At 67.6% G+C, this 11933-nt stretch carries 9 protein-coding genes; 2 read left to right on the top strand and 7 right to left on the bottom strand.

The annotated features are described in order from the left end of the window. Positions 1 to 10 precede the first annotated feature (10 nt). The gene (locus G3W89_RS08715; protein WP_162573705.1) at positions 11 to 1711 is read right to left on the bottom strand and encodes a phospholipase D-like domain-containing protein; all 1701 of its coding nucleotides are present in this window, start codon (positions 1709 to 1711) and stop codon (positions 11 to 13) included. 206 nt (positions 1712 to 1917) lie between these two features. Here G3W89_RS08715 and G3W89_RS08710 point away from each other — a divergent pair, with 206 nt between their 5' ends. Continuing rightward, the gene (locus G3W89_RS08710) at positions 1918 to 4890 is read left to right on the top strand and encodes a PAS domain S-box protein (protein ID WP_162573704.1); all 2973 of its coding nucleotides are present in this window, start codon (positions 1918 to 1920) and stop codon (positions 4888 to 4890) included. An 81-nt stretch (positions 4891 to 4971) separates the two neighbouring features. On the opposite strand, the gene G3W89_RS08705 is transcribed toward G3W89_RS08710, so the two are convergent. Beyond that, positions 4972 to 5937, bottom strand: a complete 966-nt coding sequence (locus G3W89_RS08705) for a hypothetical protein (RefSeq protein ID WP_162573703.1) — start codon at positions 5935 to 5937, stop codon at positions 4972 to 4974. 164 nt (positions 5938 to 6101) lie between these two features. Here G3W89_RS08705 and G3W89_RS08700 point away from each other — a divergent pair, with 164 nt between their 5' ends. Then, entirely contained in the window at positions 6102 to 6836 is a 735-nt protein-coding gene (locus G3W89_RS08700) for a response regulator (RefSeq protein WP_162573702.1), read from the top strand. A 96-nt stretch (positions 6837 to 6932) separates the two neighbouring features. Here G3W89_RS08700 and G3W89_RS08695 read toward each other — a convergent pair whose 3' ends face one another. The 5 genes from G3W89_RS08695 to G3W89_RS08675 all read right to left on the bottom strand — a co-directional run bounded on the left by G3W89_RS08695 (position 6933) and on the right by G3W89_RS08675 (position 11781). Beyond that, complete coding sequence (locus G3W89_RS08695; protein WP_162573701.1) at positions 6933 to 8069, bottom strand: zinc-binding dehydrogenase; 1137 nt, start codon at positions 8067 to 8069, stop codon at positions 6933 to 6935. Between the two features lie 305 nt (positions 8070 to 8374). Next, complete coding sequence (locus G3W89_RS08690) at positions 8375 to 8701, bottom strand: STAS-like domain-containing protein (protein WP_162573700.1); 327 nt, start codon at positions 8699 to 8701, stop codon at positions 8375 to 8377. Positions 8702 to 8770: 69 nt separating this feature from the next. Further along, positions 8771 to 9748: an ATP-binding protein gene (locus G3W89_RS08685; protein ID WP_162573699.1), complete on the bottom strand. Its 978-nt coding sequence runs from the start codon at positions 9746 to 9748 to the stop codon at positions 8771 to 8773. Positions 9749 to 10165: 417 nt separating this feature from the next. Further along, positions 10166 to 11089 (bottom strand): dimethyl sulfoxide reductase anchor subunit family protein, encoded by a 924-nt coding sequence (locus G3W89_RS08680; protein ID WP_162573698.1) that lies wholly within the window; start codon positions 11087 to 11089, stop codon positions 10166 to 10168. Continuing rightward, entirely contained in the window at positions 11086 to 11781 is a 696-nt protein-coding gene (locus G3W89_RS08675; RefSeq protein ID WP_197893600.1) for a 4Fe-4S dicluster domain-containing protein, read from the bottom strand. Before G3W89_RS08675 ends, G3W89_RS08680 begins: the two co-directional genes overlap by 4 nt. Positions 11782 to 11933: the final 152 nt, after the last annotated feature.

The raw sequence follows: 11933 nt of genomic DNA, 5'->3' as shown, positions 1-11933 counted from the left end.
CGCCCTCGACCTAGAGCAGCTCCTCTGCCACGAACAGCGACATCAGCCCGAGCCGCAGCCGCTCGGCCCAGCTCACGCCGGGTTCTCGCGGATGTACCACCTCGCGTCCGGCCTCCTGCGCCACCCACTCGAGGCTGCCGGGGCGTCGTGCGGCCGACCGCAGGCGGTAACTGCCGACGTCGCGGTCGCGCTGCAGGGTCTGCGTCACCTCGACAGCCAGCGCCGGGCTGTCTATGAGCACGCCCAGCTCGGTGTTGGCGCGCATCGAGCGCCGGTCCATGTTCATCGAGCCGATCAGCAGTCGCCGGCCGTCGATGACCGCCAGCTTGGCGTGCAGCCGGCCGAGAGAAGAGGCGGATTCGCCGGCCGCCGCGTCGGCCCGCCGGCCCAGCGCCGGGCTGAGCTCGTGGAGCTCCACGCCCATGGCCACCATCTCGGCCCGGTAGCGGGCATAGCCCCAGTGCACCAGCGGCTCGTCGGTGGCGGCCTGCGCGTTGGTCATGACGATCACGCGCAGGCCCTTGTCGCGCGCGCGCCGCATCAGCGCCAGGCCGCGCTCGCCCGGCACGAGGTAGGGAGTGGCGACCAGCACCTGCGAGCGTGCCTCGCGCATCGCCTGCAGCGCGCCTTCGAGCGCGAAAGCCTCCGGTGCGGGCCGGCCTTCGGTGGCGGCCTTTTCCGGGCCGTCGGCATAGAGCCGCGCCGGCGCGAAATGCTGGGTGAGCCGCCCCTCGTCCAGCTCGGCCGTCACCGGCCGGTAGCCGAGGCGGTCGAGCGGCGCCACGGGCGGGTCACCGCGCACGCTCTGCAGCACTTGCGCGTAGGCTCGCGCGCCATCGTCCGTGTCGGGCAGCAGCGCCTGCACGGGCCAGGCCTGCTCGCTGTTCCAGAAGCGGTCGAACACCGCCCCCAGGCCATTCACCACGGGCCCGGAGCACAGCACGTCCATGTCGATGAAGTTCGAAGGCTCGCCGCGCTTGAAGTAGTCATCAGCGATGTTGCGCCCGCCGATCACGGCAAGCGAACCGTCTGCGATGAAGAGCTTGTTGTGCATGCGCCGGTTGATGCGCTCGAACTCGTGCAGCGACAGCGCCACGCGGGTGCCCACCTTGCCGCCGCGCTGGGGCAGCGGGTTGAAGAGCCGCACTTCCACGTTCGCCTGGGCCGCCAGACCGGCCAGCAGCAGGCGGCTGTCGTTCGCGTAGAGGTCGTCGACCAGCAGGCGCACCCGCACACCGCGCCCAGCAGCCTCGCCGAGCTCGCGCAGGAAGCGCCGCCCGGTCGCGTCGGCCGCCACCAGGTAGTACTGGATGTCCAGCGAGACCTGGGCGCGGCGGACCAGCGCGATGCGCGCATCCAGCGCCTGGTCGCCGTCCGCAAGCAGGCGAAAGCCTGACAGCGCCGGGTCGACGCCCGCCGCCGAGGCGCGTGCCACCTGGGCCAGTCGCGTGTGCGCCACGTCGCCCAGCACCGTCGAGCGCGCACGCGCGGCGTCGGGGGGCGGCAGGCTGGCGCACCCGGTGCTCAGCAGCGCCGCCAGGGCATGGCCCAGCAGGGAGGCCGGGCCGGGCCGGATACGCCGCAGCTCGCGTGCGATGGACCCGCGCATCTGCCAGTGCAGCAGCACCAGCAGCGCCTGCAGCCGTTCGTGGAGGTGGACCAGGCAAGCGATGCAGGAGGCAACAGACAGGGAAAGTGGGGGGTCGGACATCACAACTCCTCGGTACTCGAACAAGCGGCCTTTGAGTGGGCCGATGCCGCAAGGATGTCTGCCGCGGGTATTCGCCTGATATCCCACACCGGTGCATCCGTAGCCGTTTCGCTGCGCGGGCGGCCCACTGCAATCGCCATGTATCCGGCGTGTATCGAGCAGGCAATGAGGACCACGGCCCGCCCAAGCAGCCCTAGACTGGCGCCATGCAAGCCATCGCACCGACCACCAGCGACGGCGCCACGCTCGCCGGCCTCTCGGCGCAGCTCCAGTCGCTGCGGCGCGTGGCTCTGGCGGTCGCGCATCCCGGCGGGCCGGGGCTGTTCGATGTGCTGGTGCGCGAACTGGCAGAGGCGCTGGCCGTGCCGACCGTCTTCATCGCGGTGTTTTCCGACGATGTCTGCAGCCTGATGCAGACCGTGGCCGTGCGGCTGGACGGCAAAGCCCTGAAGAACTTCGACTATGTCCTCCAGGGCACGCCCTGCGCGCACGTGGTCGGGCGCGAGTTCCGCTATGTGGCGAGCGGCGTGGCGGCGGAGTTCCCGCGGGGCTCGCTGTTCGCGGCCAAGGGCATGGACTCGTATGCCGCCTTCCCCATGCGCAACAGCCAGGGCGAAGCGCTGGGCCTGCTGGTGGCCATGGACCGCGTGCCGATCGCCGGCGGCCACGCCGACCATGCCGAGGCGATGCTGAAGATCGTCGCCGGCCGCGCGGCCGCGGAGATCGAGCGCACCCGGACCGACGAGGCGCTGCGCTCGGCGGCGCTCGCGGTCTCGGGCGCGCGCAGCGGCACCGTGTTCGACGAGCTGGTGCGGCTGCTGGCGACCATCCTGCACGTCGAGGTGGCCTTCATCGCCCGGCGGGCCGAAGACGAGCCGAAGCAGCTGACCATGCTCGCCATGCAGTGCGACGGCCAGGTGCTGCACGACATCCGCTACGCCATTGCGGGCACGCCTTGCGCCACCGTTCTGGGGCAGCAGTTCCGCGCGTACCCCAGCGAGCTGCAGACGCTCTTTCCCGACGACGAGGATGCGAAAACGCAAGGTACCGTCAGCTACGCCGGCTATCCGCTCACCGCGCTCGACGGTACGCCGCTAGGGGTGGTGTCGATCGCCTCCCGCCGCCCGCTGATCCAGGTAGACCGGGTGGAGTCCATGCTCAAGATCTTCGCCATGCGCGCCGCGGCCGAAGTCGAGCGGCTGGCCGCCAGCGAGGCCCTGCAGCATTCCGAAGCGAGCTACCGCACGATCTTCGAGACCGCGGAGGACGCGATCTTCGTCCACGACTGGGACTCGGACCGCTTCATCGACGTCAACAGCCGGGCCTGCGAGACCTACGGCTACACCCATGACGAACTGATCCGCCTGTCGGTGGCCGACGTCAGTTCCGGCGTGCCGCCCTACACCGCCCAAGACGCGTTGCGCTGGATCGAGCTGGCCAAGCAGGGCCACTGCCCTTCCTTCGAATGGCAACGCCGCAACAAGGACGGCAGCCTGCACTGGGACGAGGTGCGGCTGAAGCCGGCGACCTTCAACGGCCGACGCCACATCCTCGCCTTCACGCGCGACATCACCGAGCGCCGCGAGCGCGAGCGTGCCCTGCAGCGCAGCGAGGCCCGGCTGCGCGCGACGGTGGAAGCGGCTTTCGACTGCGTGATCGGCATGGACGCGGAGGGCCGCGTCGTCGAGTTCAATGCGGCCGCCGAGCGCGTGTTCGGCTATCGCCGCGAGGCGGTGATGGGCCGGCCGGTGGCCGAAGTGATCGTGCCCGAGCGGCGGCGCGAGGCGCACCGGCGCTGGCTGCGCGAGTTCCCGATCACCGGCAGCAGCCCGATGCTGGGCCGGCTGGTCGAATCGACGGCGCTGACTGCCAGCGGCGAAGAAATCCCGGTCGAGCTCGCGGTGAGCGTGGCGGAGGCGCCCGAAGGAAATATCTTCGTGGGCCACGTGCGCGACATCAGTGCGCGGCGCGAGGCCGAAGCGGCCCGCCTGGCCCTCGAGGCGCAGCTGCGGCAGGCGCAGAAGATGGAGGCCATCGGCCAGCTCACCGGCGGCATCGCGCACGACTTCAACAACATCCTGACCAGCGTGATCGGCTACCTGGTGCTGGGCGAGGAGCGCGCCGAAACCAGCGGCGACGCGGTGCTGCTGCGCCAGCTGGGCCAGGCGCACCTGGCGGCCCAGCGCGCGCGCGACCTGGTCGGGCAGATGTTGGCCTTCGCGCGGCGCCAGCGCGGCGAAGCGCGCGTGCTCGACATGGCACCGCTGGTGCGCCAGACCCTGCGCCTGCTGCGCGCCACCCTGCCCTCCTCGGTCACGCTGGACGGCAACGCGGGCGTCGATGACCTGGCTGCCTCGCCGCTGTGCGTCGCCATCGATCCGGTGCAGCTCGAGCAGGTGCTCTTCAACCTGTGCATCAACGCGCGCGATGCGCTGGATGGCGCCGGCCGCATCAGCGTGCACCTGCTGTCGCATGCACAGGAGCGCTGGCAGTGTGCCTCCTGCCGCGCGCCAGTGGATGGCGGCCCCTGGATCGAGCTGAGCGTGGCCGACAGCGGCAGCGGCATCGCACCAGAGCTGCAGGAGCGCATCTTCGACCCCTTCTTCTCCACCAAGGCGCCGGGCAGCGGCTCGGGCATGGGCCTGGCGATGGTGCATGGCATCGTGCATGGCCATGGCGGGCATCTGCGCTTGCGCACCTCGCGGGGTGCCGGCTCGGTGTTTTCGGTGATGCTGCCTCGGGCGACGACCGCGCCCGCCGCCGCCTCCGACCCGGCGCCGCGCCGCGCGGCCGGCGCGCCGGCCTTGCGCGGCAGCGTGCTCGTGGTGGAGGACGACCCGATGGTCGGCGATTTCCTGGTCGAACGACTGGCCAGCTGGGGGCTGCGCGTGCGGTTGCAGCGCGAGCCGCAGACCGCGGCTGCATGGCTGGCGGAGCCGGCGCACGAGACCGATTTGCTGATCACCGACCAGACCATGCCGCACATGACTGGCTTGCAGCTGGCCGCCCACGCCCGCGCGCTGCGCCCCAACCTGCCGGTGGTGCTGATCAGCGGCAATGCAGGCGGCTTCGATCCGCAGGAGCTGGCACGCTGCGGCGTGCATGCGCTCCTGCGAAAGCCGATCGACGCAGAGCGCCTGCGGACGGTGCTGTGCGAGTTACTTGCGTCGACGGATTGAAGCTCGGACATTCCGCGACGAGTCCGCCACAGAGGCACGCCGCCCCGCACCTGCAGGCACTCTTGCGAGAGACGGCCTGACTCAAGCCGCCATTGCTTCCGCAACGCCCGGCTGCCTCGGCATCGCATAGCCGAGCGGCGCGGTGGCATTGCGGATGCGCGTGGCTTGCGCCGCATCGAGGCAGGAGAACAGGACCTTGTTGAAGCGCGGCTCCAGCAGGCCGGAGACGATGTACTGCCACCGGTAGGCCTTCAGCACGAGCGTATGGATGGCCGCTGCGCGCACGGCATGCCCGGAGAGCCCGGTGATCGCGCAGAAATAGCCGGCATCGGCTGCAGCCTGCACCTGCACGGTACCGTCGACCGCGCCGACCAGCGCGATCAGCTCGCCGACCGCCACGTCGCGCCCGGCGGCGTCGAGGCGCGCGTTCTCCTTCAGGAATTCCATCTCGTCGAGGATCGCGTGCTGGGACTCCTCGCGCCAGTGGTACAGGAAGACGTCCTTCCACAGCGGGCAGATGTGCTCGTCCGACGCGATGCTGGCACGGTAGTGCGCCTGCGAGAAAAGCTCGATGTAGAGCGTCAGCGCCAGCACGGCCCAGTTGCCGCTGCCGAGCACCTCCTGCGCGATGGCATCGGGATCGGCGCTCATGACGTAGCCGGGCGGCATGTCCTGCTCCATCATCGACTCCAGCCGGCGGAACAGCTTCTGGTGCTTGAGCTCCTCGTCGCTCATGCGCACCAGCGCCTCCATGGCGACCTGGTCGCCCAGGGCCTGCGCGCGGCCGAGTTCCAGGACCTTCGCAGTGATGAAGCGTTCGACCAGCGCAAACATGTTGGCGTAGGTGCGCCCCTGGAGCTGGCTGAGCAGCCGGTGCTCCTCCCGGCTCAGGAACGGCAGCTCGTCCGCGAGGGACAGCCCGTCGGGCAGGAAGTGGCGGCCGTAGTCGAATCCGCGGCCGCGGATGATGTCGCGATCGATTTCCCAGCGCACGCGCTTGGAGACCTCGATGACCTTGGCGTAACGCTCGGTGCTGTTGCTGTTCATGGCTCGGTTCCTCAGGTTGGATGAAAACACAGGGCCGGCGCCATCTCGGCGGGTATGCCCGACCCTGTCCTGCAGTCTGGAAGCCGCAGGTAACCAGCGCGCTTCAGCCGTCATCGCCTGTGTTGTGGTTGTGTAGCGCCCGGGTGTCGCGCAGAATCCGGCGGATGGAAGAGCCCGCCCGCGTCCTGATCGTCGACGACGACGCGTCGGTGCGCGCCATGCTGCGCGAGTACCTCAGCGGGCACGGCTTCGCGATGGGTGAAGCATCCAGCGGCGCGCAGATGCGCGACTGCCTCGAGCGCGAGCCGCCGCACGTGGTGCTGCTCGACATACGGCTGCCTGGCGAGGACGGGCTGAGCCTGGCCAAGTACCTGCGCGAGCACCACGACGTGGCGATCATCATGGTGACCGCCTCGGGCGACGTGATCGATCGCGTGGTCGGCCTGGAGATCGGCGCCGACGACTACATCGCCAAGCCCTTCGATCCGCGCGAGCTGCTGGCGCGCCTGAAGAGCGTGCTTCGCCGCACCCGCGCGCGGACCGGCGCGCCCGAGCCGCCGGCCTCCGCGCCCGCGCCCCTCGGCGGCGGACGCCAGCGCTTCGGCCGCTGCGAGGTCGACATGGAAGCGCGCCGCCTGTTCGAGCAGGGCGGCGCCGAGGTGGCGCTGACGGCAATGGAATTCGAATTGCTGCGCGTGTTCCTGGCCAACCCCAACCGCGTGCTCTCGCGCGACCAGCTGCTGGTGCACACCCGCAACCGCGAATGGGAGCCCTTCGACCGCTCGATCGATATTCGAATCGGCCGGCTCCGACGCAAGGTGGAGCCCGACCCTGCCGGCGAGCCGCGCTGCATCAGGACGGTGCGCAACGCGGGGTACATGTACGTGCCCGACGCCTGATCGCGACGGCGGCGATGCAGCGCGGGCACCGTATGCCCCGTGCCGATCACCAGGAGGTCAGTCGCACTCCTCGGGTGCCTGCATCAGGCACCTTGTTCAGGCGCGATTCGGGTTGAGCAGGTACTTCTCGCCGGTCGCCTGCTTCGCGTAGACCGCGATTTCTTCCGGCCGCAGGGCCTCGCGCAGGGACACTTCCTTGGTGTAGCGGCTCGCGAAGGTGGTCTTGAGCTCCGCCGCCACGCGCGCCTTGAGCCGCGCCCCGTCCTCGGGGCCGACCTTCTGCAGGAAGTTGAACAGCAGCCAGCCGCCCATGCCCCAGGTCATGCCGAAGCCGCGCGTGAACTCGGTCGGGCTGCGGTCGAGGCCACCGTAGATGTACACCTGCTTGTGGATCGGCGTCCCGTAGCGGCTGTACTCGGTCGCCTTGCGCAGCAGCGCGGCCTCCATGGCGTTGAGGATCTGCCCGGCCAGCTTGCCGCCGCCGATGGCATCGAAGGCCAGCGTGGCGCCGGTAGCTGCCAGTGCCTCGGTGAGGTCGTCCATGAAAGTCGGGGCGCTGGCGTCGCACACATGGCGGGCGCCGATGGTGCGCAGGATCTCAGCCTGTTCCTTCCTGCGCACGATGTTCACGAGTTCGACGCCGTCCGCGAGGCAGATCCGGTTGAGCATCTGGCCAAGGCTGGAGGCTGCGGCCGTGTGCACCAGCGCCTTGTGGCCTTCGCGCTTCATGGTCTCGACCATGCCCAGCGCGGTGAGCGGGTTGACGAAGGCCGAGGCGCCCTCGGCGGGCGTCGTTCTCTCGGGCAGCGCCATACATTGAGGCGCCGGCAGACAGCGGTACTGCGTGTACATCGCGCCGCCGAGCACCGCGACCGTCTTCCCCAGCAGCGCCTGCGCCTCGGGCGAGGCGCCGGCCGCCACCACCACGCCGGCGCCTTCGTTGCCGATCTGCATGGACTGGTCGAGCCGGCCAGTCATGGCTTTCATTGCGGCTTCGGGAACGGTGGCAGTGATCACCGGGCGCTCGGGCGTGCCGCTCGCGTTCGCGGTCTTCATGTCGGCGGCGCCGAACAAGAGGCCGAGGTCGGAGGGGTTCATCGGCGAGGCCTCGACGCGCACGATCACTTCGTGGGGCTTGGGCTCGGGAATCGGCTCCTCGACCAGGGAGAGCTCGAGTTCGCCGCTGCGCTTGATCAGCGAGCGGAGTTGGAGGGTGGTGCGGGGATGGGTCATGCGCGTGTCTCCTGGTTGAGGGCTTGGCAGTATAGGAGTCGCTTCCGTTCAAGGATGCTCCGGCACCGCGGGCACGGCAGGACCGGAGGGCATCTGGAATACGGGCTTGGGAGCAGCGCGCGGTGGATGCTTCATGCGCGCCTCGATGATCTGCGCGAGCTCACGCATGTCTCTGCTGCCAGGGTTGTGGTCGACGCGCTGAGGGGCAGAGCAAGTGCCCGCCGCGCCAAAATCTCTGATAGAACAGCGAGGAATCGATGAAGCGGTGAACTCTCGTAAGGTGCCAGCCGAACGGTTCCAAATGGTCAGGCCAGAGAGGCAAGATGCTGCTTTGCTCGATCAGACACGACGAAGCTGACGATTGCCTTCATGTCAGTGGAGCATCTCTTGAACGAAACCTGCCGCAGAACATCAGGACCGCGTTCCAGCACCACAACGCCAATCAGTTCGTCGACGAAAGACTGCGTAGCTTGCACCCCGTCAAAATCGAGGACTACCTTGCTACCTTCTTCAAGGGCTGCTTCGACCTGTCGGCGAAGCCCAACGGCCCGGGCGCGGCTACCCAGTGCTGAGCCTTGGCCCGAGGGGCCAAGGGCTAGTTGGTGCAGCGACAGTTGCGTCAAAGACATCATGTCTGCTCCAGGCAGGTGGAAGCGCTCACGCGTGGGTCGAATTTAGCATCGTTCTTCATCGGGTAAGCGTCACTCTTCGAACGAAACCTCAAACGGTGCGGTTTCTCTCGGCAGGAGCTCCCCGAGGCGGACAGCTGCCAGCTTGCTACGCCGGCAATGAAATCCGATGGCGACGCCCTGCCAGTGGCCACCGTGAGCTAGCACGGCGCCCGTTCCAGTGCTTGAAAAAACGCAAGAATCACCCGAAGCAATCGCAAGAGATCCGCGCGCAGATTTTGCGATTTTTGCAGTAGTCGTCAAGCCTACTCCCTGATTGCCTTGGGTATTGTAAAGACGGCCGTCTCTATTGCAGCTCACCTTGGGAAGTAGCGCGGTAGCAATAGCGGCAAGGTGCGATTTTTCGGGAAGCCTCGGATGATTTGCGAGCGTCGTTAACATGCCGCAGCCGTCATCGACAACTGCCATACGGACGATACCTGCGGTATCGTAGTACTGCGACGCGACCCAGACTTTTGCCCTAAGGTTGCCTTGTTGCCGTGCGTGCGTCAAAGAATTTTCGATCAATTCAGACAGCGCGTAGAAAATTGGATGACGAAAGCGGTCATATTGATTTTTGCCAGTACTCGGATCGAATGCTGCGTTTGGATTCGCGTCTGTCAAGGTTCCCGTGATTGCGTCCGCCAGCGCGTTCGCAACCCTATCGCTATCTGCATGACTTTCAATGCAGGTAAGCTCGACCAATTTATTGCGAAGATCATTCCTACCCCAAGCAGGCTTTTCGACATCGTGGATTTCGCAATGCTTGAAGAAATTCATTCGGTCTAGATACCCAGCAATATTCACCGGTAACCAGGGCATCGAAATTCGCTGGTCATGCTTGCTGGAAAGCAGGGCACCCAGAACGGTTAACCCGAGTGGGTCGACAAATTGGACGCGCGAACCATCGAGTTCGATCTCTCGGTCTGTGCATCGGCGCACTTCGGCGCACAAGCTGTACAGGGAGGGAAGATCGCGACTTCCGACGCTGTATGGCAAATGGAACTTCATTCGGTGGGGAGCTGCTCGAGGCTCAGGTGGGGGAGGCAATTATGCTGGGGCTTTTTTCCCTCCATCGGCATCACCATCCGCCCTTGCCCGCGTCTGGCCTGGTGCACACTGGATCGGCTTGGAGTACGGAGGCATCGAGCGCTTGCGGCATCGTGCTGCCGGAAGGCCGCGTCGCGTTGCTCGAGGCTCTGCCCGACGCAATCGCCGACGCGAAGATCCGACTGCGCTCCATGCTCATGGACAGCCTGGACGAGCAGATCAGGCGAACCCAGCAACTGCAGGCCGACATCGGCAAATCGAACGCAGGCTCTCTCAGCAAATGCGAGATATACCCTGGGCTACGACGCCACCGCCCAGGCCAAAGATGGGCTAGAGCGTGAGCAACTTGCAACGGCCCGGCAGTCTCTTCGCACCCACTCAGGACACGACTTGGTAATACAAGTTCTGCGGATGCCGCGCCTGCGCAAAAAAGAACCACCGCTCCGCCACCAGCCCAGGCACCTGCACCAGCAACGCCAGCACGAACGCGAGCGTCGAGTGCGAAGCGATGCCCCACAGCAGCAGCAGCGCCGGCAACGCGAAGCCCAGCACCAGAAAGCCCAGCTTGACCTGCTTCAACGCAGCGCGGCTCGCGCCATGGAAGAACTCGCGCGTATTGAAGGAGCCGGCCGACATTCCCATCGACTTCTGCACCAGCTTCGGCGCGCGGATGCCGGTCGCCGTCTGCAGCGTCGAGCGCGGCACCAGCGCGGCATTGCGGCGCAGCGACATCGTCCGCGTGCCCCACGCAGCAAGCGTGACGGCGAGCGCGCAGGGTCCGCTCACGCGCAGCAGCGCGGCCTCTCCCATCAATGCCGCCAGTGCGCTGGCGAGGATGAGGCCCGAGGACAGCCCGATCAGCGTGAAGTTGACCAGCGTCAGCGGCTGCGCCCATTCCTGGATGAAGCGCAGGCAGGCGTAGATCATCGCGGTGCAGTACCAGAGCAAGGCCGCAATGGCGATTGCGGCCACCAGCAGCCATGGCGCATGGATGCCGTTGCGCAGCGCCAGCCACCACAGCGCCACCACCGCGATGAAAGCGGGCAGCACGATCACCTCACGCGAGAGCCACGAGGTGCGCCACATCAGCACGGCGCGCCAGGCACGCTCGGGCCGGCCCAGATGGCCGAAGGAGGCGCCGAGCCCGACCAGCAGCATCGCCTCGGCCACGATCAGCGACAGGCCGAGGAAGCCGGGCGCGAGTTGCATGCCAGCCAACACGGCCAGCGCCAGCGTGACGACCAGGCCCTGCGCGGCGCCGGCGATGGTGGTGAAGACGACGACGGAGAACGCCGGGTTCACGACATGCCTCCCAGTTTCGCCTGGACCTTGGTCGGGCCGCCCGCTTCGTCGGTCACGCGCCGCGGCAGGTACTGGTTGGCCGGGTTGGTCTCCCACTCTGGCATCAGCGAATAGCCGCCGCGCTCGCGAATGGCTTTCGAGACCTCGGAGTCAGGGTCCTTCACGTCGCCGAAGAGACGCGCACCGGTGGGGCAGGCCTTCACGCAGGCGGGCTTGCGGTCTTCCTTCGGCAGCTTTTCGTCATAGATGCGATCGACGCAGAGCGTGCACTTGGTCATGACCTGGCGCTCCTCGTCGAGCTCGCGCGCGCCGTAGGGGCAGGCCCACGCGCAGTACTTGCAGCCGATGCACTTGTCGTAGTCGACCAGCACGATGCCGTCTTCCTTGCGCTTGTAGCTGGCGCCGGTGGGACACACCGGCACGCACGGCGGGTCCTCGCAATGCAGGCAGCTCTTGGGGAAGTGGATGGTCTCGGTCCCCGGGAAAGTGTTGGCCTCGTAGGTCTGCACGCGGTTGAAGAAGGTGCCGGTGGGGTCGGCGCCATAGGGCTTCTCGTCGGCCAAGGGGCCGGCGCTGCCGGAGGTGTTCCACTGCTTGCAGGACGTGACGCAGGCGTGGCAGCCGACGCAGACGTTGAGGTCGATGACGAGCGCAAGCTGCTTGGCCAGCGTCTCGCCGGGCTCGGCACGCACACTGTCGTTCCCGCTGCGTCGCGCAGCGCTGCGCTGCGCGACGGGCGGCTCCGATTCCGCTTCCCGAACAGCCGCGGAGGCTGCCGTCGAGCCGCAACCGCAGCCCTCGCCGCAAGCGCCGCCAGCCGCCGCAAGCGCGGGCTCGCGCGCCG

The organism is Variovorax sp. PBL-H6, assembly GCF_901827155.1.
GTDB lineage: Bacteria > Pseudomonadota > Gammaproteobacteria > Burkholderiales > Burkholderiaceae_C > Variovorax.
Note: the sequence above shows the minus strand (reverse complement) of the source record. Positions and strands in the feature narration are given on the sequence as shown.

What these genes read in the sequence shown, in the direction of transcription:
- G3W89_RS08705 (WP_162573703.1), bottom strand. Translation starts at nt 5,937, where the DNA reads ATGAACAGCAACAGCACCGAGCGTTACGCCAAGGTCATCGAGGTCTCC.
- G3W89_RS08695 (WP_162573701.1), bottom strand. Translation starts at nt 8,069, where the DNA reads ATGACCCATCCCCGCACCACCCTCCAACTCCGCTCGCTGATCAAGCGC.
- G3W89_RS08710 (WP_162573704.1), top strand. Translation starts at nt 1,918, where the DNA reads ATGCAAGCCATCGCACCGACCACCAGCGACGGCGCCACGCTCGCCGGC.
- G3W89_RS08715 (WP_162573705.1), bottom strand. Translation starts at nt 1,711, where the DNA reads ATGTCCGACCCCCCACTTTCCCTGTCTGTTGCCTCCTGCATCGCTTGC.
- G3W89_RS08685 (WP_162573699.1), bottom strand. Translation starts at nt 9,748, where the DNA reads ATGAAGTTCCATTTGCCATACAGCGTCGGAAGTCGCGATCTTCCCTCC.
- G3W89_RS08690 (WP_162573700.1), bottom strand. Translation starts at nt 8,701, where the DNA reads ATGATGTCTTTGACGCAACTGTCGCTGCACCAACTAGCCCTTGGCCCC.
- G3W89_RS08700 (WP_162573702.1), top strand. Translation starts at nt 6,102, where the DNA reads ATGGAAGAGCCCGCCCGCGTCCTGATCGTCGACGACGACGCGTCGGTG.